The following is a 25227-nucleotide window of genomic DNA, read 5'->3' on the forward strand; positions in this document are numbered from 1 at the left end:
TTAGCGGCCCTTGAATTCAGGCACCCGCCTTTCGGCCCGTGCGGCGCGCGCTTCCTGCGCGTCTTCGCTGGCCCACGCGGCGAAGAACAGCTTGTCCAGCGATTCGTCGTTATGTGGGTCCGGACTATTTAGAACCCTTTTGGCGTGCTCCATACTCAGCGGTGCGCTCGCGGCTATCGCCTGCGCAATCTCCATAGGCTCATCATGCTGCTCAGTGACCGCTGCGCGCGCCATGGCAAATCCAGTAGCAACAGCCTGATCTACTGAAATGCGGGCACTACCGAGCAACAAATTACGCGCAAACGAGCCTCCCACCAGCTCCCGCGCCCGCTGGATCGTCCACGTATCCATCGCAAATGCATGCTGTGCGACAGGAATCCAACTCTCTCCGCGATCGCCGAAAATACGCAGATCACAGGCAAGAATCAGCTGGCATCCCGCACCCACCGCAGGGCCTTGCACATCTGCGATGACCGGCACTGGAGAAGCGGTAATGGCCTGCAGCATGTCAGACAAGCTGCCCCAGAAATCGTCGGCATACACTCCGCCCGAAAGGTCTGCACCCGCACAGAATGCGGGTCCTTTTCCGCGAATGAGAATTGCCCGGGCCGCGCGGTCTTCCACAGCCTCGCCTGCAGAAGCCTCTCGCACCGCCGCGGCGATGCTTCGCGCCACCTCCGCCGTCAGCGCATTGCGCTTGGACGGGTTATCTAAAGTCACGACAGCCACATTCCCGTGCTGCGACAATTCCACGCTCATAGTTATAAAGCTAGTCCGCGTCCGAAGCTACGGCGGCGTTTGTGTTCGCAATCATTAAAAAACGTCGCTATTGCTAGGAACTCTTGACAAAACGTTGGGTTTATACAACAGTTCGTGTTATGTCCCCAAAGAAAAAGCCCTCGCGGCTCATCTACAACCGGGTGCGCCTTCTGCGTACCGACCGGGGCATGTCTCGCACCGAATTAGCATCACTCGTGGACGTCAACCCACAAACCATCGGAGCACTCGAACGAGGCGATCACTCCCCCAGCCTCGACCTCGCATTCCGGATCTGTGAAGTGTTCCAACTTCCGGTTGAGGCAGTTTTTAGCCTCACCGAATTCCGCCCACTATCCGCCGAGTTTTCCCCACACCACTCCGCTAGAAACTCCTAAGGAGAAGCCATGTCCGCGAGCACCGCATTCGCTTCCTGGGCGGCGCGCAGGGAAGCCAAGAAAGCCGAGCGTTGGCATAAAAGCGTCCGCTGGATCGAAAAGAAATCCCCACCCTCCGGCCGGGACCACCTCTATATCCGCTGGTACTTCATAGGAATCGCCGTGGAACTAGTGGCCCTCCTTGCGTCGATTTTCAACTTCCTGGGCATCCTTTTGTGGTTGGTTGGAACGCTGATCATCGTGGTGGCATGGGTCATGCTCCGCTGGTCCATCCACCTCAAAGACGATGCGCCCTTGGAAGTGCTCGACGAATACGAAGCCGCTACCGTCAACTCGTGGCGCAAGATTGCCTACGGTTTCAGCACAGCCGCCAGCACAGTCTTTGCTCTCATCATGATTTTCTTCTCCACCAGGTATATGGACAACGCAGATGCGCTCATCCTCGGAAACGACACCATGCGCTGGGTCTACTGGATAACGCTTCTGTATCTGACGGTCCTATTGGCTATCACGGCACTCCCAGCGATCGGTTACTCCATCACCTTCGCCGATGACCCCGAAGACGAACCCACACGGTTGGCCCACAGTGGGCCACAATGAAGTGGCGTCTAAAATAAAGAAACACACCTCCACCCGCAAAGGATTCCCCACCATGGAAGCCCTCCACATTGACCATCTGAACAAGAGTTACGGCGACAAGCACGTGCTCAAGGACATGACATTTAGCGTGCAACCCGGCCAAATCTACGGATTCGTCGGATCCAACGGCGCCGGCAAATCAACGACCATGCGCATCGCGCTGGGTGTGCTCTCCAGCGATTCCGGCGCGGTGCGCATCGGCGACACCCCGATGAATGACGACCTTCGCCGCCTCATCGGCTACATGCCCGAAGAACGCGGACTCTACGCCAAGGAAAAGCTCGCTGACCAGCTGGCATTCTTCGGCAGGCTCCACGGCATGGACAAGTCCCGCGCACAGAAAAACGCCGAAGGCCTACTGGAACGCCTAGGACTTGCGGAAAGGATGGACGACAAACTCGATGAGCTTTCTCTCGGCAACCAGCAGCGCGTGCAGCTGGCAGCCTCACTAATCCACGATCCAGAACTGCTGATTCTGGACGAGCCGTTCTCCGGACTCGACCCCGTGGCCGTCAACGTGATGAGCGAGATGCTGCAGGAACGCGCCCGAGCCGGCGTGCCCGTGGTATTTAGCTCCCACCAGCTAGACCTGGTGCAGCGACTATGCGACCGAGTGGGCATCGTGGCGCATGGCGCAATGAAAGCTGAAGGAACCGTCAACGAGCTGCGCACACGCGGACCGGTGCGCTTCGAGGTCGCCACCCCGGCGCGCAATTGGTACCCGGAATGGGCTCGCCTCGTTGGAGAGACCGAGCACTCCGTGCTGCTAGAAGTCGATTCTTCCGAACGCGACCAGGAGCTCCTGCACTCCGCGCTGAACGCAGGCCCCGTCCACGGTTTCGGCCGCAATGTTCCCGATCTCACCGAACTGTTCCGAGAGGTAGTCCAGGCATGAGCACCAGCACGCACACTCCCAACGCAAAATACTCCAGCAATAACACCATCAAGACCGTCGCGGCGCGCGAGCTATCGGTGCTCCTGCGCTCCAAGGGGATCATCATTTCCGTGATCCTGACACTGATAGTCACTGTCGGCGGTGTTATCGCCGCAAGCATCTTCATGGGCAAAGATGAGGGTCAACCAACTCTTGTTGTCTCCGGCATGGACACCCAGACTCTCTACTCCGTCAACGAATCCTTCATGCAGGAAGGTAACGAGGGCGCCACCGAAGGTGCAGGGCCCATCGCCGGCATGGGTTTCGGTGGTACGGATGGCATCGCGATTGAGGACGCTGATACCGGGGATGCGGCCGAGCAGGCTGTTCGTGATGGGGCCGACGCCGCCCTTGTCGCCACCGGTGAAGGCTCCGATGTGAAGTACGAGCTGGTCAGCGACGGCACCGCCGATCCCTCCATCGTCGCCGTGGTGGGAGCCGCACTGAGCGCGAATGCGCAGAACACCGCGCTGGAATCCCTGAACGTGAACCCTCAAGAATTCGCGGATGCTATGCCACCGAGCACCTACAACACAGTGGACATCAGTCAGGACGATTCCAGCGAGGCCAACATCGGCGCGGTGGTAACAGTACTGATTGCCGTGGGCTTGATGAGCTTCTTCATCATGCTGTTCGCCGGAAACATCGGCTCGCGCGTAACCGAAGAGAAGTCCTCCCGCGTGGTCGAGATCATTCTGGCCACAGTGCGCCCGCTGGATTTCTTGGGTGGCAAGCTGATCGCCAACGTCATACTCGGTGTGGTCTCCAGCCTGCTGATCCTGGGCTCGGGCGCAATCGCCATTTCGGCGACGGGTCTGCTCAAGGACTTCCACTTGGACACGGCAGTTCTGCCGCTGATGTTGCTCTCCTTCATCATCGGCCTGTTGTTCTTCGGCAGCCTGTACGCCGCTGCAGGATCCATGGTCTCGCGCACCGAAGACCTGCAATCCACACAGGCACCGATCATGTTGTTCGTATTCGGAATGGTCTACGCGCCGCTGTTCGGCTGGTCCATGCTGGATTCCACGGTGATGCAGGTGCTCGCATGGGTTCCACCTTTTAGCCTCACGGTGGCGCCGGTGCAGATGGCAGGCGGCAACATGACCCTGCCGATGGTGCTGGCCTCCTTCGCTGTCGCCTTGGTGGCGACTCTGCTGGTGATGCTGTTCGTCTCGAGGATCTACCGCAATGCGATCCTGCACAACGGCTCCAAGCTGACGTGGGTGAAGGCAATCAAGGGCGCTTAGCGTCGGGGAACGGCGCATCCCAGGACGATGCGCATCGCAGAACGAAAAATGCCGCTATCTGGTCCACATGGGAACCAGATAGCGGCAAAATAATTGGAAGGCCTAGCCCTCGGCGTCGAGAAGGTCGATGATGAAGACCAACGTACGACCAGACAGCGGGTGACCCATGCCGGCGGGGCCGTATGCCATCTCTGGAGGGATGGTCAGCTGACGGCGTCCGCCAACCTTCATGCCGGGGATGCCGTCCTGCCAGCCCTGGATCAGGCCGTTGAGCGGGAACTTGATGGACTGACCGCGGTCCCAGGAGGAGTCGAACTCCTCGCCGGTTTCATAGTCCACGCCCACGTAGTGCACTTCCACCATGCCACCGGCCAGAGCCTCTGGACCCTCGCCCACGGTGATGTCTTCGATCACAAGATCCGTTGGGGCGGGTCCGGACTGTGGCTCAATCTGTGGCTTGCTCATGGGATTACTCCTTTTGTCATAAGACGTTTTACGCGTCCGGTACCCTGCGTGTTTGCCCCGCTCGATGCATTCTCGATCAAGCAGGCTGGGCACCCGTCATTGCAACTTCAGCCACCAGAAATGGCCAGTCGGCTTCGTCGGGCAGTTCTGAAGTTGTGAACACGAATCTCATCAAGGGTAACAAAAAGTCCCGCTCTCCCCTTGCAACTTAATGCAGAAGGGAGCAGCGGGACTTTAATTCTCAGCCGAATTTCGCGGTATCGAAGTAGCCCTTCGGTCCAGTTCAATCACCCGAATCAGCCAGGTCAGCCGAACCGGTCAGGCTCAAGCCACCGAAGAATTAAGGCAGCTTGCGCTCTGGGTATCCGGTGTAGATCTGGCGAGGACGGTTGATCTTCGCGGTTGGATCGTTGACCTGCTCCAGGTAGTGAGCGATCCAGCCTGGCAGGCGGCCCATGGCGAACAGGACGGTGAAGAAGTCCGTTGGGAAGCCCATGGCGCGGTAAATCAGGCCGGTGTAGAAGTCCACGTTCGGGTAGAGCTTGCGGTCGATGAAATAGTCATCAGCCAGCGCGATCTCTTCCAGCTTCATGGCCAGGTCCAGCAGGTGGTCGCCACCGAGGTGCTCGAGGATCTCGTGTGCGGATTCCTTGACGATGGCAGCGCGTGGGTCGTAGTTCTTGTACACGCGGTGTCCGAAGCCCATGAGCTTGACGCCTGGCTCCTTGTTCTTCACGCGGTTCATGAAGTCGGTTGCATCGCCACCGTTGTTGTGGATTTCCTCCAGCATCTCCAGAACGGCCTGGTTGGCGCCACCGTGCAGTGGGCCGGACAGGGCGTTGATGCCTGCGGCGATGGAGACGAACATATTGGCCTGGGAAGATCCAACCATGCGCACGGTGGAGGTGGAGCAGTTCTGCTCGTGGTCTGCGTGCAGGATGAGCAACTTGTCCAGGGCGCGGGTCAGGACTGGGTCCTGCTCGAATTCCTCGGTTGGGTAGCCGAACATGTTGCGCAGGAAGTTCTCGCGCGCATTCAGACCGTTGTCTGGGTACATGTATGGCTTACCCTTGGACGCGCGGTATGCGTATGCGGCAAGCATTGGCACCTTTGCCATGAGGCGGTAGGTGTTGAGCTTCTGGTTGTCCTTGTCCAGTGGGTCCAGGCTGTCCTGGTAGTAGGTGGACAGGATGTTCAGGGAGGATGCCAGCACGCTCATTGGGTGAGCGTCGCGTGGGAATACGCGGAACTGGGACTTGAAGTCCTCATCCAGCAGGGTGTGCTTGCGGATGTTGGTGTTGAAGTCTTCCAGCTCTTCGGAGCTTGGCAGCTCGCCGTTGATCAGCAGGTAGGAGACCTCGTTGAAGGTGGCCTTGTTGGCCAGGTCCGCGATGTCGTATCCGCGGTAGCGCAGGATGCCTTCGCCGCCGTCGATGTAGGTGATCTCGGACTTGGTGGAACCCGTGTTGACGTAGCCGGGGTCCAGCGTGGTCAGGCCGGTTTCAGCCAGCATCTTGCCCAGTGCGACACCGTCGTTTCCTTCGGTTGCACGGACGATGTCCATTTCGTACTCGCCACCGGGGTAGTGGAGGACGGCCTTGTCTGGATTTTCGGTAGCCATTGACATCCCTTTCTGATGCTCGCTTGCTAAGTCTCTAAGCGCGTTCCAGTGTAGCGCTTAGTGCTTAGCCCTGTTTTCCCTAACCTCGCTGCCGTGCGTCGTTGTTGTTTCTTTTTCCGACGCAGACACGGCCGCTGATTTCACTTCTCGGTGATGCGCTGCGCGCAAGGTTGGCGAATCGGTTGTGCCGGTTTGCTCATATGTATGGCTACGAGTTCGCCAGCTCCACGCAGTTTTCCGCGCGGACGATTCGTGGGATGCCCCACATGTTAGCGAACTTGTGAGCTGAGCGACATAGAGTTGGCGGGAACTGAAGGGCAGGCGCTACCCCCGGCCACCAATGTTTCCTTATATTTTTTGAAGTATTTTCCACCGACCGCTGGTGCACGGACGCGCATTGTCTATCCTGTTAGTTGAGTTCTGTTCCTCCACACAGAAAGTATCGAGAGCATTGAGCAACGAATTTCCCACCATCCCATCCGAACTGATTCCATCTGACGGACGCTTCGGCTGCGGACCATCCAAGGTGCGCCCCGAGCAGCTGCAGGCCATCCAAGAGCACGCGGACATCATGGGCACCTCCCACCGCCAGCCTGGCGTTAAGGATGTTGTGGGCTCTATCCGCTCCGGCCTCGCTGATCTCTTCCAGCTTCCTGAGGGCTACGAGATCATCTTGTCCCTCGGTGGCGCCACCGCTTTCTGGGATGCCGCTTCTTTCGGCTTGATCCGCAATAAGTCTGCTCACCTGACGTACGGCGAGTTCTCCGGCAAGTTCGCCACCGTGTCCAAGAAGGCTCCTTGGCTGGACGAGCCACAGGTTGTCGCAGCGGAGCCGGGCACCGCTCCGGATCCTTCCCAGCTGGATGGCACGGACGCTGACGTCGTCGCTTGGGCTCACAACGAGACCTCCACCGGCGCAATGGTGCCTGTCAAGCGACCTGACACGGACGCCTTGGTTCTCATCGATGCCACCTCCGGCTCCGGCGGCCTGCCTGTCGATATCAAGGAAGCAGACGTCTACTACTTCTCCCCGCAGAAGTGCTACGCATCTGACGGTGGCCTGTGGCTGGCTGCCTTCTCCCCCGCTGCGCTGGAGCGCGTCGAGGAGATCGCCGCTACTGATCGCTACATCCCTGCATTCTTGGATCTCAAGACCGCCGTGGATAACTCCCTGAAGAACCAGACCTACAACACCCCGGCTGTCGCCACGCTGCTGATGCTGGACAACCAGGTCAAGTGGATGAATGACAACGGTGGCTTGGACGGCATGGTCAAGCGCACCAACGAGTCTTCCCAGATCCTGTACCAGTGGGCAGAGACTCGCCCAGAGGCTTCCCCGTTTGTGGAAGATGCAGATTCTCGCTCCCTGGTGGTCGGCACCATCGACTTCACCGATGACATCGATGCAGCCAAGATCGCCAAGATCCTGCGCGCCAACGGCATCCTGGACACAGAGCCTTACCGCAAGCTGGGCCGCAACCAGCTGCGCATCGGCATGTTCCCAGCGATCGATCCTGAGGACGTGCGCAAGCTGACCGGCGCCATCGACTTCATCATCGACAGCGGCCACGCCAAGGCTTAAGTTTTTCTTGAGACTTACGACGCGCGGTGCGGGACGCTTGTTCCCACGCCGCGCGTTGTGCGTTTACTAGGCTGTAGCAAATACCCACCACTGAAAACTTTCCCTAGGAGGCCCCCGTTGCAGGAGCTCAAGCTGATCCTTGCCGAGAGCGATTCCGCCTCTTTGGTTCTTCGCGGGGTGGAATCCGGCGAGGATTTCTTCCTGCCGGTGACCGAGGAGTTATGTTCTCTTCTTTCCGACGCCAACCCCGAGCCATCCAGCTCTGAGGACGTACCTACTCTGCCTTCTGTCAGCTCGGCAGCCACGGGTGGGCACCTTACGTCCGTTTATGCTGTGCAACCAGCCTCAGAGCAGGAAGACACGGAGGATTCTGCGGCTGCTGCTGACGAGCCAGAGGCCACCGTGTCCCAGCTTGTGGCAAGCGCTTCCGATGCAGAAGACACGAGCGATTCCAGTTCCGACGATGCCACGACTGAATCTGACGCTAAATCCAGCCCTGTAACCGGTGACGCAGAGCCAGAGAACAAGCGGGCCGACTGGTCCAATAGTGGTGTGGTGGCCCAGCATGACGTCGATAAGAAAAGACGGCACCGCATCCGCATCAACATGAGCCCGCGCACCATCCAGGACCGCGTACGACACGGTGCGTCCATCGCTGAGCTGGCGCAAGAGGCTGATACGGACGAGGCGCGCATCGAGCCCTACGCGTGGCCAATCCTGCAGGAGCGGGCGCGCATCGCAGAGCTGGCGCGAGCCTCGCACCCTGTGACGGGCGAAGGTCCGTCGAAGCAAACCCTGTGGGAGGTGCTGGCCACGGCGTTGGCTGCGCGCGGATCCACTGTCAGCGATACCGAGTGGGTGGCCTACCAGGACCCGTCCCGCCGGTGGGTCATTGCAGTGCGGTGGGAGAAGGAAGCTGCAGGTCAGGTGGCTGCCCACGAGGCGGAGTTCCTGTTCGAAGAATCCACCTCTGCTCCATCTCTGGCTCACCCACTGAACTCCGTGGCCAGCGATCTCATCGATCCGCGCTATGGCCAGCCGGTGCGTCGCATCTCTGCAGTGACTCCGCTTCTGGGCTCTGATCCGGACGAGGACGACTTCTCCGAATACGACGAGTACGACGATAACGGCAACCCGCGCAACCCCCAGGGCGGCCGCGGCGGCCAACGGGATAACAGCGGCGAGGATCGCGAAGGCGAAGACTTCCTGTTGCACCCTTCCGATGAGCAGGACGATCGCAAGACCAAGCGCAAGCGCAAGGCCGTCACCCCGCACTGGGAAGACGTGCTGCTGGGTGTGCGCACCAACCCACGGAAGAAGAAGTAGGCGGACACTGTCATGCAGGCTCAAAAAACCCTGGTGACACTCTGGTTTATTTCCGCAGCCCAGCCACGCACGGTGCTGGAGGCTGAACCGCAGCCGGATCGGGGCTTCGCGCGCAAGTACTTGGCGCAGTACAACCCCTCGTGGCCTCTGACACATATCGGCGATTTCGACATGTCCCGCAGCGCCCCTCCCGGCACTGACGAGTTCTACATCGGTGGCTACCCGGAGCTGTCCGTGGTGCAGTCGGTGTTCACGGACATGCCGAAGATCTCCGAGATCCCCGAGCGTTTCCGCTCCCTGGTCAGCGCCGCGGATGTCTATGCAGTAGCGGTATCAGCTGAAGCGGGGCAGGCGGACGGCGCGGGCTCTCCCACGACTGTGGACGAGGTAGACAACCCCATCACCACTGAATACGGCGCCTTCGCGCACTGGTCCGGTGGCACCCTCAAGAGGGCTTTCTCTGCCACCCGCGAGATCGTCTTTGAAGATCAAGGCCTGCCCTACGCCTTCGAAAGCTCCTACTGGGCCGGCAACACCCCGGCGACGGGCATTCAGCTACCATTCATTCCCGCGGAACTGGCCCACGCTGCGGAAGCAGAGTGGCTCGGCTTTGCACTGTCTGATTCCCAGTTGGCCGTGCCGGTGAGTGCCTTTGCCATCGACGGCCGCCCCGAGGCGAAGTCAGAGACTACGGATCGCCACGTGCGGCCCGCAGTGGACAAGGTGTCCGTGTTCTCCGACGAGCAGGGCTACGACGATTACTCCGAAGCCCGCACCACTGCTCCCGGCGCGGAGACCAGCAACAAGCAGCTGGCCAAGGACATCGTGAAGTCCACGGGCCGGGCAGTCAGCACGGGGACGAAGAAACTCGGCTCGCTGGCGGGCAAGATCGGCGACGAAGTGCGCAAGCGGGCGCGGAATGTGGACCGCCCCACTCCTCCTCGCGCAAAGCGCGACAAGTAGCTGGCGCGGATCCCTGCACGAGATCTGTGCGCGGGATCTGTACGGGCTAGATGTCGCGGCCGTTGCTGCGCGCCAGGCGACGCAGCCGGTGGAAGTGATCCACTGGACCGTTGCCCTGGCCCACGTGCAGGTCATCGGCGTATTCGATGGCCTCACGTAGCCATTCGCTAGCCCATTCCACGGCGCGCTGCGGAGAATCTCCCGCAGCCAGGCGCGTCGCCAGCGCCGAGGACAGCGAGCAGCCCGTGCCGTGCGTATTCTTTGTCTCCACGCGCTCCACGGCCACGTTGAAGACCTCGCCCGCCGGGGTAACCAGCGCATTGTCCGCTTGGCTGGAGCTCAAGTGCCCGCCCTTGGCCAGCACGCTGACGTTCATCTCTTTCGCAAAGCGCTGCGCCTGCTCCACAGCTTGGCGCACGGTGGTGGCCACGGGCTCTCCCACCAACATCGCCAGCTCGGGCAAGTTGGGGGTTACCACGGTGGCCAAACGCGTGAGCTCCCGCACGGCCTGCTCTGCCTCCTCGGAGAGCATCCTATCTCCGCTGGTCGCGACCATTACTGGGTCCAGCACCACCACGGGCACGCCCACGCGCAGCAACCAGTTGGCCACGGTCTCTGTGGTTTCCACGTCGCCGAGCATACCGATCTTGATCGCATCCACCTGCACGTCATCGAACACAGACTGCAGCTGAGCGTCCAGGAAGGACTGCGGCGGGGTGTGGATTTCCCGCACTCCCTGAGTATTCTGCGCCACCAGCGCCGTCACTACCGCCATGCCGTAACCACCAGCGGCACCGATGGATTTCAGGTCCGCCTGTACGCCCGCTCCACCCGTAGGGTCGGTGCCGGCGATCGATAGTACGCGGGGAATTGTGTCCATGATCAGTGTCCTTCGTTGCTGTTATTTGAGGTACGTAGGGCCTCGCTGGCCGCATAGAATCCGATGGCCGCCGCCGTAGCTACGTTCAGCGAGTCCGTGCCCGGCTGCATCGGGATTTTGGCGCGCACGTCCGCCGCCCGCATGGCATGTTCGGTGAGGCCGGGTCCTTCCGCCCCCACCATGATGGCCACCTTGTTGCGATGGGTGTGTGTACCGTCTTCTTTCCCGACGCCACGCACGATACTCGCCAAGTCATTGTCCGTGTTCGGAGTGAGAGCCACCACGGTGTATCCCCGCTCTTGCAGCTCAGTGAGGTCTCGCTGCCAGGTGGTGGGCGTCCCGGGAAAGCGCGCAAAGGGAACGCCGAGCACATGCCCCATGCTGACCCGCACACTGCGCCGATACAGCGGGTCCGCAGTGCCAGCGCCAAACAGCACCGCACGCACGCCTAGGCCTGCGGCATTGCGGAAGATGGATCCGATATTCTCGTGATCCCCCACACCTTCGAGCACACAGATCACGTGGGGATCAGCAGAGCTATTGTCGTGGTCGGCATCAATCTGATCCAAGACTTCAGTGACGCTAGATTCTTCTACCCGATCCGCCGCAGCCACGAGCCCGCGGTGCATATCGAAGCCGGCGACCTCGCGAAGAGTCTCCCGGCTGACGGCGTACAAGGGAACCCCGGAAAGGTTTTCTGCCAGATCAGGATGGAAATGCGCGGAATCGGGCGAGGTGGCATCGAGAAGAAGCCGCAACTTTTCCGGAAAACCGACCACGCACCGCACCGGGTAACGCGAGGTCAGCAGGCGGGGCACAACCAGCGTGCCCTCCGCGATCACGAAGCCCTTGCCGCCGGGCAGGTCAGGGCGTGAATCGGAGGAGTTGAGGTGACGGACATCATCGAGGCGCGGATCGGCGGGGTCATCGATGGACATCGGCTGTGCCACACCAGCAGATAACTGGGTGGCAACCGAAGCAGTGCTGGATGGTTCGTCGGTCATGAGTAGCAGGTTACTGCAGCGCGTCCATCACCGGATCAACGGCGAAGTAGATCACGAACAGCGCGGCCACCACGTACAGCAGCGGGTGGATCTTCTTGCCGTTGCCCGCCACCAAGCCCATCAGCACGTAGGCCACAAAACCCACGCCAATGCCGTTGGCGATGGAGTAGGTAAACGGCATGATCACGATGGTCAAAAACGCGGGCAGGGCCACGTGGAAGGAGGAGAAGTCGATCTCGGTGATCTGCGCCATCATCATCGCACCCACGATGACCAGCACAGGAGCGGCGGCCTCAATAGGCACCACCTCATAGAGAGGCGTGAGGAACATGGCCAGCAGGAACAGCACGCCGGTGACCACGTTGGCCAAGCCGGTGCGAGCGCCATCGGCGATGCCTGCAGCAGAATCCACGTACACAGTGTTCGAGGACGCGGAGGACGCACCACCCACTACAGCACCTATGCCTTCCACGACCAGCGCCTTCTTCAAGCCGGGGAGGCGATCCTGCTCATCCATCAACTTCGCCTGCTTGCCCAGCGCCGTCATGGTGCCCATCGCATCGAAAAAGTTCGCCAGAACCAGGGTGAACAGCAGCAAGGTCGCGGCCAGCACGCCGACGCGACTGAACGCGCCCAGCAGATCCACCGCACCCAGCAAGGACAAGTCCGGCATTCCACCCAGGCTGTCCGGGATAGATGGAACAGCGAGATTCCATCCGGCGGGGTTGGGCTCGCCGTCCTTAAAGGAAGGGCCCGCGCCGGTGATCGCTTCCACGATCATGGCGATGATAGTTGTCAACACGATGCCGATGAACAGGCCGCCGCGGACGTTTCGGACAACCATCGTGCCGCAAATGATCAGGCCGATCACGAATACGAACGTCGGCCAAGTAGCCAACGAGCCGTTGATGCCCAGGCCGACCGGCACGGTGGTTTGTGCTGCATCCGGGATTCGACGGACAAAGCCTGCGTCCACCAGGCCAATCATCGCGATGAACAAACCAATGCCCACGCCGATGGCGGCCTTCAGTGACGAAGGAATGGAGTTAAATACGGCCTCGCGGAAGCCGGTCAGCGCCAAAGCCACGATGACCAGGCCATTGATCACCACCAAGCCCATGGCCTCCGGCCAGGTCAGCCCCTCGGTGGCTACGAAGGTCACAGCCACCAGCGTGTTGATGCCCAAGCCCGTGGCAATACCGAATGGGTACTTGGCGATCACGCCGAACAAAATGGTCATCACACCCGCGGCGAAGGCAGTGGCCGCCGCTACGCGAGAGCCACCCAGCACGTCACCATTGACATCCGCGCCGGTGCCCAGGATCAGAGGGTTGAGCACTACGATGTATGCCATCGCGAAGAAGGTAACCACGCCAGCGCGGATTTCCGTGGCGAAGGTGGAGCCGCGCTCGGAGATGTGGAAATAACGGTCGAAAGCGCCGAACTTAGTGGGACTGGCGGACGATGAGTCGGGCTTAGTCGTTGGAGTGGGCTCAGTCGCGGAGGCGGGCGTGGTCGTAGAATCTGGCTCAGCCAAGGTGTTAAGACCTTACTTTGTATGGGAACGGCGAAACGTCACAGATGGAACAGATAGAGATTCCCATTAAACAATGAGTTTTTACAACCGTGTGCCACCCCGACGGGGGTTAGCCTCGCCGAACAGAACACTAAGTTCTAGCTGAACCGCTGGATGCCTTCGTCGTCGAATGCGCCGTAGGCTCGCGTGCTCGCGATCTCCGTATCGTCCTTTGTCTCTGCGTGCCCACCGCAACCGTAGGTGGCGTGCACTACTCGTCCGTCGGCGGAAAATTCATTGCTGCACACGCCGAAGTTCGATTCCTCGTTGCCGAACGGCAGGTAGAACGCGCAGGTGCGACACATCATCGGTGCCAGCTCCGCAAATTCGCTGTTAGGGCCAAAAGCCCCCGTGCGCCAACGTTGTAGGGCTTCATTCAAACCCCGTTGCGACAAAGTTTGTGGAGCCGATGGGTTGCGTGGGAACCCATCGTTGTTGCCCAGGTCTTTCCAGGACGTCAGGCGCTCGTCATCCACGCGCGGCGGCAAAGTATCGCCAGGGCCCAGATCCCCCGGACGTACGCGATCCTCGTAGGGAATCCACTCCGGTGCCCGAGTGGCTTTCTTTCCCGCCTGCAGGCCCACTTCGTTGACGGTGATGGCTCCGGAACCTGGCACGCTGGCCAGCGCTGCGATCCACTCCCATCCCTTATATCCGGTTGCTTGGCTGAGGAAGCGATGAATTACCAGCTCGCCCACCTTTGACGCGCCGATGTGCTCCCCCAGGCTTGCTGGGTCGTCAGCAATTTCCCCCAGCGCTTCCAAGGCAATGTCCACCGCTTGCTGGCTAAAGAGGATGGGGTCTGCCTTAGTTTTTCTGGATTGCTGTCTACTCACGCACCCTATTATGCCTATCGACAAGGCACTATTGGTCACATGTTGTCTGTGACGTCCTCTGGCCTTGCTCGAACAATCGCGACTCTTGCCCTCGCATCGGTGGTCACCGTGGGTGCAAGCGGCTGCGGAGACGCCTCGCCCGGGGGTTCCAGCGATCAACTCTCCTCTGGCGCGTCGGAGCGTGCCGTACCGGTTTCTACTCCGGAGATCGTGGCCGAACATCCGTGGGATGCCAGCTCGTTTACGCAAGGCGTGGAAATGGCCCCGGACGGAACGCTGGTGGTGGGTACGGGAATGTACGGAGAGTCGCGGATCTATCGCACCACACTGGATAATCAGCAGAGTGATTCCCAGAAGCTGGATAGCGAGTACTTCGGCGAAGGCATCACAATTCATGGCGATGATGTCTGGCAATTGACGTGGAAAAAGGGCACGGCTTTTCGTCGAGACCTAGAAACCCTCGAGGAAAAGGGCACGGTGAACTACGAGGGCGAAGGGTGGGGCATATGCTCCACCGACGAGCAACTCGTCATGTCCAACGGTTCCGGAACCCTGACGTTCCGCGATCCAGAAACTTTCGCGCCCACGGGAACTGTCGATGTCACCCTCGGCGGCGAGGCCACTTCGCAGCTCAATGAGCTGGAGTGCGCTGACGACGGTTCAGTGTTTGCCAATGTGTGGCAGACAGACCTGATCTACAAGATCGACCCATCTTCCGGTGAAGTCACCGAAATGATAGACACCGTAGACGCTTTTCCCGCCGCCGATAGCCCCGGTGCGGACGTGCTCAACGGCATTGCAAAAATCCCAGGTACGGACCACTATCTGCTGACCGGCAAGTATTGGGACACCGCGTACGAAGTTCGCTTCTGAACGTCCGTGTCCTAGCATGAAGGGCGTGACTGAAGACTCCGCGAGCACCAACAACGAAAAGCCGAACCCGGATGCGGCAGCGCCGAAGAAGCTCTCGAAGAAGCAGAAACGACGGAAGGCACAGCGCCGGCAATTGCTGACCGTGCTGGCCTTGGTTGCGATGGTCGCTGTGGTGGTTGCCGCAGTGGTCGGCTACAACCGATGGAAGGACGGGCACGTGGAGACGCTGCCTTCCGAGCAACGGATCACCGCTGTGGTCAACGGGCAGGAAACCGAGATCGCGCCGTATAGCGCGTGCGAGATCGACGACGCAGACTGCCAGCAGCAAGAGGGTCAGCCATTCGAACTGGATTTGCAGGGCGCGAAGGAGTTCACGCTGAAGCTGCCCAAGGACGTCTACGACCATGACTGGGCGATGCTGCAAATCTTCGACGATCCGGGTGCGAATACGGAGAAGTACTTCGCTGCTGACGAGGCGCAGGAAGTAACCGTCAAGCTGGAATCTGAACGAACTGCTGAAGACAACACCACCCCGCAGGTGGCTGTGGTGGAGATTCACTCCATGCTCATTGGCCTAGATAGCAATGGGGACCAGACCCCATACAATGCGGTCTGGTCCATCACGCCGAAGCCTTGAGCCGTCTAGCTATCTAGTTCCCGAGCGATCGTGCGTAGGATCTCTGCGATCTGTCGTGCTTCCTTCGGCTCTGGCCTGCGACCGGCCTCCAGGACAGGCAACACCCGAGAGTCCAACACGGTAATGGTGTCTTGAACCATTCCGCGCAGCTCAGCTGGCTTGTACTTGTGCTTGGCTCGGCGCGGACCTTCATCCAAGACGGTGACGCGCAGAGCCTGCGGACCGCGACGTCCAGCGGCGAAATCGTATTCCAGGCGCTGGCCAGGAACCAGTTCTGAAACTCCCTCGGGCAGAACTTGGGATCCCACATAGACGTCCTCATCCCCTGGGTTGGATACAAATCCAAATCCTCGGGTGGAGTCGTACCACTTCACTTTGCCGGTAGGCATCAGTTCACCTTCAACTTCCGTCGTATTTTGTACGTCTACATGGGCTACTTGGCGCGGCATTCCGTGGTGGGTACCGCTGTAGTTGTGGTCAAAAACTTTCCATGCGGGCGATAAGTGAATCGTTAGATTACCCAAGCACGGCGCAAGTCCCAAATGTCCCACCCGCCTCATTGCCCTGACTGCAAAATGTGATTTTACTCACATCACAAAAGCATAACGTTTTGGTTACTTTTAGATAAACGGCAGGCCAGCGGGGATTTCCTCATATGCGTACCCCACGGCGCTATGGCCACAAATTGGCATAAACGTGACTCAATCGTAATAAACCGCTACCGTAGCCAAGACAAAGCCGTTCGGCCTTCAGATTGAGGACGAACACCAACACCCCACCACAGCCAGTGGTGGCGGTTTCAGAAATCAGAGAGAAACACCAACGATCGAGGATCTACATCTCGCGACAATCGCGAAGAAATCCTCGGAAGGAATACTCACAGACCATGGGACGCCACCAGAAGCGCAACTCTTTCTCCACTTCTTCCCGCCTCGCAGTTGCAGGCGTGGCATTGGCCGGAGCCTCCGCCATCCTCGCACCAGCAGCACAGGCTGCACCAGACTCCGACTGGGACCGCCTCGCACAGTGCGAGTCCGGCGGCAACTGGGCCATCAACACCGGCAACGGTTACTACGGTGGCCTGCAGTTCTCCGCGTCCACCTGGAACGCCTTCGGCGGCCAGCAGTACGCACCAACCGCTAACCAGGCTTCCCGCGAGCAGCAGATCGCTGTTGCCGAGAAGGTTCTCGCCGCACAGGGCTGGGGCGCATGGCCTTCTTGCTCCCAGCAGCTGGGTCTGAACTCCGCTCCAACCCCACGCAACGTTGGCGCTACTCCTGCTCCTGCACCTCAGCAGGCAGTGAGCCAGCTGGCACAGCAGAAGGACGAGCTGGCCATCGACACGGTGTACAACCAGATCGTGGATCGCATTGAAGCAGAGGGCTACGAAGTTCCTCAGCAGGTCACCGACTACTACAAGGCTCACCGCGCCGAGCTGAACGCTCAGTACAAGGGCGTCGACGCTCAGGTTCAGCAGGCTGCTGAGCAGGCCGACAAGTACTCGGAACAGATCAACGCTGTTCTGCCTCGCTAATGTCAGTCTGATCTAGGCAACCACCTGGTTGCCTAGATGCAGCTGGATCAATAAAAGATCCGCCGTTCCAGAATCACCTTCTGGAACGGCGGATCTTTTGCTTGTGAAGGCGGGGTCCGGCGCAAGGCGTATGAAAATCCTCACTCGGACATATGCCGAATCGGCGAATCACCACACACTGTGGGATTGATAGCCGAAGAGCTACTTGTTGATCACCGTGTAAGGGTGCACGTAGTTCAAAGTGGAAGGATCCACAGGAAATTCCACGTCACCATAAGGGCTCAGGGCGCCCGCGGTGTCAGCCACCAGCTCCGTGACGGCGTGCTTACCTTCAGGGATATCAGTCGGCCAGCCTGCATCGACGTAGCCCTTTTTTGAAACGTTAGACATGCCTTACATCTTTGCATAAGACGGCTCAAAACCACATACTTTGCCGGCTTTTGGATCCCCCAGTAACCCCTCATCAACCCCCATCGGTCCCGCGTCATAGCCAACCCGCCTGTGCCCCGCGCCCTCTGCTGGGGTTTTATCCCATAGCAGGAAATGCACGCTGCAAGATCTGTCCACGAAGAACGCTAAAATAGAACGGTTATGAATACCTCCGCAAGTACGGAACCAGCCCTCACCTACCCGGTGTGGCTTTCCCAACATTCCGATGAAGAGATCGCCGCTTTGCTGTGGCGCCTTCACGCGGAGGGTTCGTCGGCTCTGGCAGAGCAGTTCCGCGGCACGACGATTCCCGAACCTGCACTCCACCAGCTCACCGCCTTGGAGCTCGCCACCGTGCACGCCGCCTGTGAAATTGGCGCAGCTTCTCATCCAGTGAGTTCCACAGATCTCGAAGACACTCTCACTGAACTGTTCGACATCGCAGGCACCCCTGCGGACAAACGTCCCAGCCGTGAAGAGCAACAGTCCGCGGTTGCCAGCTTGGCGCGATGGGGCCTGATGTTTTCCCCTCATCTGCGTCTTAATTCTGAATCCCAGGGCGACTCTGAACTGCGCATCCCCGCACACCTTCCTCCCCTATTCGAGCCAGCCACCGAGGAACTGTGGCGCTTGGCTGATTGCCATCGCTGCCCCATCCCCACTGCGGAACTCCCCGAGGTAGTCAATAGTCTTCCCCCTCGTCAACGTCGCTTGCTCGGAACGCTTTCGCGCGCAGGAGGCGTCGGGAATTCCGCCTCTCTGCGGCCCGATGCGGACCCTGCCGCTCCACTGCCCACCATGGTGCGCCTGGGAGTACTGGATCAGCTGGACGAATCCACCGCGCGCCTATCGGGGCGGGTTGCCATGCATCTCAAGGGCGGCTTCATCTCCGAGCCTGGAGGCGATTTCCCTTGGATTCCGGCAGAAGATGCGCTCGCCCCACACCCCGATTTCCAGGCCTCAGCTCGTCCGGATGCCGCAGCCGCTTCCACCGCGGTACAGACGATCCAAGAGCTCACTGCACTCATCACGGACCTTAGCGCCCATCCCATTCAACCCCTGACCAGTGGAGGCATTGGTACTCGCGAGATCGGCAAGATCGCCCGTCGCCTCAACACCTCTCCGGAGACCGTGACCCACCAGCTCACCCTCCTGTACCTGTGCAACTTCCTCGCCCGGGAGTTTCCCGAGCCCACCCCGGCAGAAGACAACGGCGGTACTTACTGGGCTCTCACCGAGCACGCCTTGGATTTCGCAGAAGCCCCACTTGCCACCCAGTGGGCCATGCTTCTGTTGGGTTGGGCCGGCGCTAACTACCAGTCCTGGCTCACTCGAGATTCTGAGCAGCGCCCCTTCGAGCCGCACCTGCATGCCACGTATGCCGCAGAGCTCCGTCGTTTCTTCCCTGCGGTTTTCACGGCTCCTAACCCGGAGACATATCTCTGGGCACTCCGCCCGGCTTTGGCCACGCACGCCACTCGCGTCGCGTGGAAGGAACTTGTAGAGGAGGCTCATCACCTGGGTCTCGCCGCACCTACCTCGTCACTCCCTCCGAAGCAGGAGCACACAGGCTCTCCAGAGGTCACCGCCACATCGGCCACCCGTGCGTTGGGCACCGTCATCAGTCAGTGGCACCGCGCCCTTGCCTCGGGCGAGGCTATGCCGTTTCGCCACGTGGTCGCACAACTCGCCACCCAACTGGAGTCCGTTCTCCCCGACCCCGTAGACATGCTGATCATCCAAGGCGACCACACCATCATGGCGCCCGGGTTGCTCACCGCGGAAGACCACCGCGCTCTGTCTCGCATCGCAAACGCGGAATCCACCGGCATGGCCAGCGTGTGGCGCGTCAGCAAAAGCTCATTCCTCCGCGCCCTCTCGATCGGCGAAACCCCCGCTAGCATCTCCGATTTCCTCGGTCGCATGGCCCCCGGCGGGATCGAGTCCGTTCCGCAGTCCTTGCGTTATCTTATCGACGACGCCACCCGCGCCCTTTCAGATTCCAGCCAAGCCCCGGAGATCTCTGGAGCCACTGAGCGAAGCGGTCGCGGTTCCACTCCTCACCGAGTCCCCACCCCGCGCCGGCACGAGCTCGACCCTTCAGTGGACCCGCGCGCAGACTTCGCGAGGGAACTCGCGGAAGCGGTGGAAGGTTTTCGTCGTGCACTGTCTACCGCAGAAAACGACGACCCAGACACCGGCTCCCACAACTCTGATACCCGCACTGTCCGTGCCACCCGCGAAATCATGACCGAGCTGCGGCAGGCATACTCCGCGGGAACGAAGGTGCGCCTTCACTACGTGGATTACGCAGGAGCCCGGGCTAAGGAATGGATCTCGGTGATCATGATGAGCCCCTCTGTGATCTCCGCGGTCATGGAGGACACCGGAGAAAGCTTCACTGTGCAGCCACATCGCGTGGCCGCCGTGGAAGTGCCAGTGTGAGTAAACTTGGTAGATTGGGTGAAAATTTCGGCGCGCTGGCGTCGGAAAAGAAGAAGACACACACCTAAAAACAGAGGAAGAAGGGACCACGCGTGAGCATTGGAACCGGACCACTCATCGTGCAATCGGACAAAACGGTGCTGCTGGAAATCGACCACGAGCAGGCCACCGAGGCCCGCAACGCGCTGGCACCGTTTGCCGAGCTGGAGCGGGCACCGGAGCACATCCACACCTACCGCATCACTCCGCTGGCGCTGTGGAACGCACGCGCGGCGGGACACGACGCGGAGCAGGTCATGGACGTGCTGGAGCGCTACAGTCGCTTCCCCGTGCCACAGCCACTGCTTATCGATATCGCCGAGACGATGGACCGCTATGGGCGGCTCAAACTGCAGAAACACCCGGCTCACGGGCTGATTCTGGAGACCACGGACCGCGCGGTGCTGACCGAAATTCAGCGCCACAAGAAGATCAAGCCGATGCTGGGAAGCAACCTAGACGAGGACACCGTGGTGGTGCACCCGTCGGAGCGCGGCCGCCTCAAGCAGGAGCTGCTCAAGGTGGGTTGGCCCGCCGAGGACCTCGCGGGATACGTGGACGGCGAGGCGCACCACATCGAGCTCAGCCAGGAGCTGGAGCAGTGGGAGCTGCGCGATTACCAAGAGATGGCCGCAGATAGCTTCTGGGAAGGTGGCTCTGGTGTGGTCGTTCTTCCCTGCGGCGCAGGCAAGACGATGGTGGGCGCGGCCAGCATGGCCAAGGCCAAGGCCACCACGTTGATCTTGGTGACCAACACCGTGGCCGGCAGGCAGTGGAAGGACGAACTGATCCGCCGTACCTCTTTGACAGAGGATGAAATCGGCGAGTACTCCGGCGAGCGCAAGGAAATTCGCCCCGTCACGATCGCGACGTACCAAGTGGTCACGCGCAAGACGAAGGGCGAGTTCCGGGCGCTGGAGCTGTTCGATTCCCGCGACTGGGGCCTGATCATCTACGACGAAGTCCACCTGCTGCCCGCACCCGTTTTCCGCATGACCAGCGACTTGCAGTCCCGGCGCAGGCTCGGCCTGACCGCCACCCTGGTGCGCGAGGACGGCCGCGAAGGTGACGTGTTCAGCCTCATCGGGCCGAAGCGCTTCGATGCACCGTGGAAGGACATCGAGGCCCAGGGCTGGATCGCCCCCGCGGATTGCACCGAGGTGCGCGTGCAGCTCACAGACGCAGAACGGATGGTGTACGCCACCGCCGAGCAGACGGACAAGTACCGCCTGGCCGCCACCACACCCACCAAGAATAAGGTGGTGCGCAAGATCATGGCGATGCATCCGGATGAGCCAACGCTGATCATCGGCGCATACTTGGATCAGTTGCAGGAGATCGCCGAGGAGCTGGACATTCCCGTCATCGACGGAAAGACCGGCAACGCCACGCGCGAGAAGCTCTACCAGCAGTTCCGCGACGGTGAGGTGCCGGTGCTGGCTGTGTCCAAGGTGGCGAATTTCTCGGTGGATTTGCCCGGCGCGTCCGTTGCCATCCAGATTTCCGGCACGTTTGGTTCCCGCCAAGAGGAGGCGCAGCGTTTGGGCCGCATCCTTCGCCCGAAGCCTAACGGCGGCGGAGCGTTCTTCTACTCGATCGTTGCCCGGGACACCTTGGATGCTGATTATGCGGCGCATCGCCAGCGGTTCTTGGCGGAACAGGGGTACGGCTACCGAATCGTCGATTCCTTCGACCTGCCGGATGCGCCCGAGGAAGCTGCGCCTTCTGAGTCTTCTGAGTCCTCCGAAACCGCCGATTCAAACAATGCTAAGGAATTACCATGAGTTCTTTCATGACCCCCTTCCACTTTGACGTCGATGAGGACTACGCGCGCAAGCACAACGAGTTCTTCCGCGACGCCAAGCGCCTCCAGATCTCGGCAGCCATCCTCGCTGCCCTGATGATCCTGGCTGTGGTTGCGCTGTTTGTGTTCCTCGGCCCCACCGTCACCTCGTTCGCGCTGGGCATCACCTTCGGCTTTTTTGCGCTGATGTGCCTGATTATCATCCCGATCCTGCCGCGAAAGATGGGCGCCCCGCAGCACTACTACAACATGTACGATCTGGCTCCCGCGGTGGTGGCCAAAGTCAACGCGCGGGATGTGGTCCTTCTTTCTTTGGTCGACGCCACGGCGAATCCCGATAATCCTTCCCGCCCAGCCTTGGCTGCGCGCCCTGTTACTTCTATCCCGGGTGTTCCTCGCGAGGTCGGCGCAAAAGTTCCGTCGATGGCTGTCACCGGGGTGCAGACGATGCATTCCAAGGGGCTTTTCGAAGAGATTTCGCCCATGCCGGTGGCGTGGGGTACCGATGATCCGGCCGTATGGGAGGCAGCGGAGAAGGCGATTCCTGCTGATCAGTGGGCTGCTTTGGAAGGCTTTGTGGACTTGGTCGATGAAGTGTGTGAGACCAAGCGCAATTTGTTGCTGCTGGATCCGGAAAAGCACGGCACTCGGGACTAGGCAGGTTATGTGCCGTACATGCCCCTGCCACCAAAAACGTGACGGAGTACACACATTCTGTAGTCAACGGCTACCATGGCTTTAGATTGTTGAACAATTCCACATGGGGACCATTCCCGCATAAGGAGTGAAGCAATGGCTCAGAATAACTCACCGTTGCGCATTGATCTCAATGCCGATTTGGGAGAAACCACCGCGGGAAATCCCGTCAGCGACGATGCCGCGATGGCCAAGATCGTCTCCAGCGCCAATGTGGCCTGCGGCTTTCATGCAGGAGACCCACACGCGATCTCCCAGACCATCGCCGCAGCTCAAGCAAACCAAGTGACAGTCGGAGCCCACGTGGGCTATAACGACATCGCCGGTTTTGGGCGTCGATTCATCGACTACGCACCGGCCGAACTCGCCGATGAAACCCTGTACCAAATCGGCGCTCTCGAAGCTCTGTGCAAGTCCCGCGGCACATCCGTGCGCTACGTCAAGCCCCACGGCGCGCTGTATAACACCATCGTCCACCACGAGCAGCAGGCCCGCGCGGTCATTGATGGCATCAAGGCTTTCGGTGATCTCCCCGTCATGCTCCTGCCCGGCGCGTATGCGGCCGAGTACGCCACATCCCAGGGATTGCGGGTGATCCAGGAAGTCTTCGCGGATCGCGCGTACAACCCAGACGGCACACTGGTTTCCCGTCGGGAAGAAGGCGCAGTCATCCACGATCCATCCGTGGTTGCCGAGCGAGTGTTGCGCATGGCCACCAGTGGCGAGATCGAGGCCATCGACGGTTCCGTACTGACTCTCGAAGCAGAGTCAGTCTGCGTGCACGGCGATTCCCCCGGCGCTGTCGATATGGCTGCGGAAATCAAGAACACGCTGGAGAGCAACGGCGTGCAGGTCGGAAGTTTCCTATGAGCAACTCTCCCTCCGCAGCACACACTGCAACCCCGCAACTGCGCCCTGTCGGCACCAAAGGTTGGCTGGTCGTACTCCCAGATCTCTCATCCGTAATGACCTGGCACGCGCAGCTGACCAGCTCTCCCCTCCGTGGTCAGGTGGAAGCCATCGCTGCTGCCACCACCGTGCTAGTGCTGTTCGCCACCCGCGCAGACGCCCAGCGTGCCCGCGCCGAGCTACAGAACTTCACCCCAGCGCAGCGCAGCGCATCGTCCTCGCGAAACATCACCATCGACGTGATCTACGACGGCGAAGATCTGGCGGGCGTAGCTGAGCACCTAGGTATCTCCACTGAAGAGCTCATCGAACGGCACACCCAACAGCAATGGACCGCAGCCTTCGGCGGCTTTGCCCCTGGGTTTACCTACTGTGTTCCCATGCTCAGCGAAGACTCGTCCTCGAGCACTAACGACGGCGGGTCATTCGAATGGAATATCCCGCGGCTGGAAACCCCGCGCACTGCCGTGCCCAACGGCGCGGTGGGTCTGGCCGGAGACTTCTCCGCGGTCTATCCACGCACCTCCCCCGGCGGCTGGCAACTCATCGGGCGAACGGAAACGCCCATGTGGGATACCCACGCCGATCCCCCCGCTCTGCTCCAACCAGGTGACACCGTGACCTATCGCTCAGTCCGCGATCAAGCCACCGTGACCTCTACTCACGCACCGGCGGAAACCAAGCGCCCATCGCACCCGCGCACCCCTTCTCGCCCCGCATTCACCGTGGACAACCCCGGCCTGCAGTCACTGTTCCAAGACTCGGGTCGCCAAGGCTTTGGAGACATGGGCGTCAATCGTTCTGGAGCCGCCGACCGTTCCAGTGCATGGGTGGCAAACGACGTCCTCGGAAATCCCTCTGCATCAGCAGTGATAGAGAACATCGGTGGCATCACCCTGACCGCAACCACGGATACCGTGGTGTGTGTCACGGGTGCCCTGGCCACCGTCACCGTGGACGCTGCAGAACACGATCTAGCCACGCCCGTGCTCGTGCGCGCTGGAGCCACGCTCACTATCCAACCCACCTCCGAACCCGGCAGCGGGCTGCGCCACTACATCGCCGCACGCGGCGGCTTCATCGCCGAGCAGGTACTGGAATCCTCCTCTTCTGACATTCTCTCCGGCCTCGGCCCCCGCCCCCTGGAGCAGGGTGATGCCCTCAGCATCGGCCGACGCACCGCCACCGCGTCCGTCGGCGCCGCCGGAAGCAACCCATTGCGCACCACCGGCGAACTGCGCTGCATCCCCGGCCCACGCGATGACTGGTTCTCCCGCCAGGAATTCGAACGCTTCTGTTCCACGGACTGGATCGTGACTGGACAGTCCAACCGCGTCGGGCTCCGCTTGGCGCTGCCAGACGAGGACGAGTCTGGCGTCGACAACACAAACACCCCACTGGAGCGCAGCCACGAAGGCGAGCTGGCCTCCGAAGGCATGGTCGCCGGTTGCGTCCAAGTCCCACCGTCCGGCCTGCCCGTAGTCTTCCTCGCCGACCACCCCGTCACCGGTGGCTACCCCGTGATCGCCACGGTGCTCGAAGAAGACCTCGACATCGCCGCACAACTCGCCCCCGGCCAAACATTCCGCTTCACCACCCTGAACCCCGAGACCCCGGAAAACTAAAGGAGTACC

The 25227-nt window shown here is 60.6% G+C and carries 24 protein-coding genes; 15 read left to right on the forward strand and 9 right to left on the reverse strand.

Going from position 1 to position 25227, the window contains the following annotated elements; all coding sequences use genetic code 11:
- The gene (locus tag IM764_RS01945) at window positions 1-759 is read right to left on the reverse strand and encodes an enoyl-CoA hydratase (RefSeq protein WP_194186675.1); all 759 of its coding nucleotides are present in this window, start codon (window positions 757-759) and stop codon (window positions 1-3) included.
- A gap of 119 nt (window positions 760-878) precedes the next feature.
- Between IM764_RS01945 and IM764_RS01950 the strand changes: the two genes are divergently transcribed.
- The 4 genes from IM764_RS01950 to IM764_RS01965 are packed head-to-tail and all read left to right on the forward strand — an operon-like array spanning window position 879 to window position 3974.
- Complete coding sequence (locus IM764_RS01950; RefSeq protein WP_099299100.1) at window positions 879-1154, forward strand: helix-turn-helix transcriptional regulator; 276 nt, start codon at window positions 879-881, stop codon at window positions 1152-1154.
- A gap of 9 nt (window positions 1155-1163) precedes the next feature.
- A complete protein-coding gene (locus tag IM764_RS01955) occupies window positions 1164-1754 on the forward strand; it encodes a hypothetical protein (protein WP_194186676.1) in 591 nt (196 codons plus the stop codon).
- Window positions 1755-1806: 52 nt separating this feature from the next.
- Complete coding sequence (locus IM764_RS01960; protein ID WP_194186677.1) at window positions 1807-2688, forward strand: ABC transporter ATP-binding protein; 882 nt, start codon at window positions 1807-1809, stop codon at window positions 2686-2688.
- Window positions 2685-3974 carry an ABC transporter permease gene (locus IM764_RS01965; RefSeq protein WP_194186678.1) on the forward strand — a complete coding sequence of 430 codons (1290 nt, stop codon included), beginning with the start codon at window positions 2685-2687 and terminating at the stop codon, window positions 3972-3974. Before IM764_RS01960 ends, IM764_RS01965 begins: the two co-directional genes overlap by 4 nt.
- 102 nt (window positions 3975-4076) lie before the next feature.
- Here IM764_RS01965 and fkpA read toward each other — a convergent pair whose 3' ends face one another.
- Both fkpA and IM764_RS01975 read right to left on the reverse strand, forming a co-directional pair.
- On the reverse strand, window positions 4077-4439 hold the full coding sequence (gene fkpA / locus IM764_RS01970) for an FKBP-type peptidyl-prolyl cis-trans isomerase FkpA (protein ID WP_194186679.1): 363 nt from the start codon (window positions 4437-4439) through the stop codon (window positions 4077-4079).
- A gap of 340 nt (window positions 4440-4779) precedes the next feature.
- Window positions 4780-6060 carry a citrate synthase gene (locus IM764_RS01975; protein WP_099299095.1) on the reverse strand — a complete coding sequence of 427 codons (1281 nt, stop codon included), beginning with the start codon at window positions 6058-6060 and terminating at the stop codon, window positions 4780-4782.
- 451 nt (window positions 6061-6511) lie between these two features.
- Here IM764_RS01975 and serC point away from each other — a divergent pair, with 451 nt between their 5' ends.
- The 3 genes from serC (at window position 6512) to IM764_RS01990 (ending at window position 9931) form a co-directional block, all read left to right on the forward strand.
- Window positions 6512-7642 carry a phosphoserine transaminase gene (serC, locus tag IM764_RS01980; protein ID WP_194186680.1) on the forward strand — a complete coding sequence of 377 codons (1131 nt, stop codon included), beginning with the start codon at window positions 6512-6514 and terminating at the stop codon, window positions 7640-7642.
- Between the two features lie 117 nt (window positions 7643-7759).
- Window positions 7760-8968 (forward strand): septation protein SepH, encoded by a 1209-nt coding sequence (gene sepH / locus IM764_RS01985; protein ID WP_194186681.1) that lies wholly within the window; start codon window positions 7760-7762, stop codon window positions 8966-8968.
- A 12-nt stretch (window positions 8969-8980) separates the two neighbouring features.
- Window positions 8981-9931, forward strand: coding sequence for a hypothetical protein (locus IM764_RS01990; RefSeq protein ID WP_194186682.1), 951 nt, complete (start codon window positions 8981-8983; stop codon window positions 9929-9931).
- A 46-nt stretch (window positions 9932-9977) separates the two neighbouring features.
- Here the strand turns inward: IM764_RS01990 and thiD are convergent, their stop codons facing one another.
- The 4 genes from thiD to IM764_RS02010 form a co-directional block, all read right to left on the reverse strand.
- On the reverse strand, window positions 9978-10811 hold the full coding sequence (gene thiD, locus IM764_RS01995; RefSeq protein WP_194186683.1) for a bifunctional hydroxymethylpyrimidine kinase/phosphomethylpyrimidine kinase: 834 nt from the start codon (window positions 10809-10811) through the stop codon (window positions 9978-9980).
- A gap of 2 nt (window positions 10812-10813) precedes the next feature.
- Entirely contained in the window at window positions 10814-11749 is a 936-nt protein-coding gene (locus IM764_RS02000) for an RNA methyltransferase (protein WP_194186731.1), read from the reverse strand.
- Between the two features lie 76 nt (window positions 11750-11825).
- Window positions 11826-13232 (reverse strand): NCS2 family permease, encoded by a 1407-nt coding sequence (locus tag IM764_RS02005; RefSeq protein WP_370551512.1) that lies wholly within the window; start codon window positions 13230-13232, stop codon window positions 11826-11828.
- A 257-nt stretch (window positions 13233-13489) separates the two neighbouring features.
- A complete protein-coding gene (locus IM764_RS02010; RefSeq protein ID WP_194186685.1) occupies window positions 13490-14227 on the reverse strand; it encodes a DUF3027 domain-containing protein in 738 nt (245 codons plus the stop codon).
- Window positions 14228-14266: 39 nt separating this feature from the next.
- Here IM764_RS02010 and IM764_RS02015 point away from each other — a divergent pair, with 39 nt between their 5' ends.
- Together IM764_RS02015 and IM764_RS02020 are read left to right on the forward strand one after the other, a co-directional pair.
- Window positions 14267-15100: a glutaminyl-peptide cyclotransferase gene (locus tag IM764_RS02015; protein WP_194186686.1), complete on the forward strand. Its 834-nt coding sequence runs from the start codon at window positions 14267-14269 to the stop codon at window positions 15098-15100.
- 25 nt (window positions 15101-15125) lie between these two features.
- Window positions 15126-15737, forward strand: a complete 612-nt coding sequence (locus IM764_RS02020; RefSeq protein ID WP_234990881.1) for a DUF2771 domain-containing protein — start codon at window positions 15126-15128, stop codon at window positions 15735-15737.
- Window positions 15738-15742: 5 nt separating this feature from the next.
- On the opposite strand, the gene IM764_RS02025 is transcribed toward IM764_RS02020, so the two are convergent.
- A complete protein-coding gene (locus tag IM764_RS02025; protein ID WP_099299086.1) occupies window positions 15743-16126 on the reverse strand; it encodes a cold-shock protein in 384 nt (127 codons plus the stop codon).
- Between the two features lie 497 nt (window positions 16127-16623).
- On the opposite strand from IM764_RS02025, the gene IM764_RS02030 reads away from it, so the two are divergent.
- Complete coding sequence (locus IM764_RS02030) at window positions 16624-17271, forward strand: resuscitation-promoting factor Rpf1 domain-containing protein (protein ID WP_099299085.1); 648 nt, start codon at window positions 16624-16626, stop codon at window positions 17269-17271.
- Between the two features lie 201 nt (window positions 17272-17472).
- On the opposite strand, the gene IM764_RS02035 is transcribed toward IM764_RS02030, so the two are convergent.
- On the reverse strand, window positions 17473-17661 hold the full coding sequence (locus IM764_RS02035) for a hypothetical protein (RefSeq protein WP_099299084.1): 189 nt from the start codon (window positions 17659-17661) through the stop codon (window positions 17473-17475).
- Between the two features lie 201 nt (window positions 17662-17862).
- Between IM764_RS02035 and IM764_RS02040 the strand changes: the two genes are divergently transcribed.
- The 5 genes from IM764_RS02040 to IM764_RS02060 all read left to right on the forward strand — a co-directional run bounded on the left by IM764_RS02040 (window position 17863) and on the right by IM764_RS02060 (window position 25218).
- A complete protein-coding gene (locus IM764_RS02040; RefSeq protein WP_194186687.1) occupies window positions 17863-20145 on the forward strand; it encodes a helicase-associated domain-containing protein in 2283 nt (760 codons plus the stop codon).
- A gap of 92 nt (window positions 20146-20237) precedes the next feature.
- Window positions 20238-21968 (forward strand): DNA repair helicase XPB, encoded by a 1731-nt coding sequence (locus IM764_RS02045; protein WP_312099663.1) that lies wholly within the window; start codon window positions 20238-20240, stop codon window positions 21966-21968.
- Complete coding sequence (locus tag IM764_RS02050; RefSeq protein ID WP_312099664.1) at window positions 21965-22645, forward strand: DUF3239 domain-containing protein; 681 nt, start codon at window positions 21965-21967, stop codon at window positions 22643-22645. The genes IM764_RS02045 and IM764_RS02050 overlap by 4 nt, the downstream gene beginning before the upstream one ends.
- 135 nt (window positions 22646-22780) lie before the next feature.
- Window positions 22781-23554: a LamB/YcsF family protein gene (locus IM764_RS02055; RefSeq protein WP_194186688.1), complete on the forward strand. Its 774-nt coding sequence runs from the start codon at window positions 22781-22783 to the stop codon at window positions 23552-23554.
- Window positions 23551-25218: an urea amidolyase family protein gene (locus IM764_RS02060; protein ID WP_194186689.1), complete on the forward strand. Its 1668-nt coding sequence runs from the start codon at window positions 23551-23553 to the stop codon at window positions 25216-25218. The genes IM764_RS02055 and IM764_RS02060 overlap by 4 nt, the downstream gene beginning before the upstream one ends.
- Window positions 25219-25227: the final 9 nt, after the last annotated feature.

The organism is Corynebacterium sp. ED61 (assembly GCF_015233855.1).
In the GTDB taxonomy this organism is placed as follows: domain Bacteria; phylum Actinomycetota; class Actinomycetes; order Mycobacteriales; family Mycobacteriaceae; genus Corynebacterium; species Corynebacterium dentalis.